An 881-nucleotide genomic window follows, 5' to 3' on the forward strand; every position below is an offset into this window, starting at 1 on the left:
TGCAGATGCAGGAAACAGGGGGAGGAGCAGATGAAAAATCAAGGCACCAAGCCCCTTGCGAAGGTGACATATCCGCCGGTGCCGGCGGGCGGCGTTCAGGGGCCGGTCACTGGCCGTCAATCATCTTAAGGAGCGGAAAATGCCCAAAAAGACAGTCCTCTTCATGTCGGGAAGCAGCCAGGTCGGCTCGTCCAACTGGCGGATGGTCGGCGCCGCAGCGGCGCTTGCGGACCGCGACATGGCGGATGCCTTCACGGCGGTCACGCTGAACCTTGCCGAATATGAGCTGCCGGTTTTCATCGAGGGTCAGCCCGGTCCCGTACTGGACGATGCAGCGAAGCTTCGCAAAGCCGTGGCCGCGGCAGACGCCATCTTCATGAGCTCCGATGAATATACCGGCGCGTTCTCCTCGGTGTTCCGCAACGCCGCTGGCTGGATCGGGCATGACGTGGACGGCGCGGGCAACCTGTTCCAGGGCAAGCTGATCACCCTGTGCGGCGCGCCGGTGGGCGGCGTGGGCGCGCTGCGCGGCCACCCGGCCCTGCACCAGTTCCTGCTGGAGCTTGGCGCAAACGTCTATTCGCAGAAATTCGAACTCGGCTCGACCTCAAGGATCTTCCGCCAGGACGGAAGCCTATCGCCCGCCGTCCAGAAACAGCTGGCCGAAGGGGCCTTTGCCCGGCTGACGGGTGAGATCGCCTGACCAAAGGCCATGCCGGATCGCCGATGGTCCCTCGTCACACCGGGTGATTCTATAATGGCATCATAATTCGTATTGCGAATGGGAAGCGGGCCGGCGACGTGCCAAACGCACCGGCCCGGCCACGCCAAACCTGTCCGAACACGTCAGTCGATCAATACGGTGTCCTGCACCTCGAAAC

1 protein-coding gene is annotated in these 881 nt (G+C 63.0%); it reads left to right on the top strand.

What is annotated here, in order from left to right:
• Positions 1–139 precede the first annotated feature (139 nt).
• On the top strand, positions 140–703 hold the full coding sequence (locus tag A3764_RS23730) for an NADPH-dependent FMN reductase (RefSeq protein ID WP_067925940.1): 564 nt from the start codon (positions 140–142) through the stop codon (positions 701–703).
• The last annotated feature ends 178 nt before the right edge of the window (positions 704–881 follow it).

The organism is Sulfitobacter sp. HI0129 (genome assembly GCF_001635395.1).
Classification (GTDB): domain Bacteria; phylum Pseudomonadota; class Alphaproteobacteria; order Rhodobacterales; family Rhodobacteraceae; genus Sulfitobacter.

Excerpts from the sequence above, each read along its gene's own strand:
- A3764_RS23730 (WP_067925940.1), top strand. The coding sequence starts at position 140 with ATGCCCAAAAAGACAGTCCTCTTCATGTCGGGAAGCAGCCAGGTCGGC.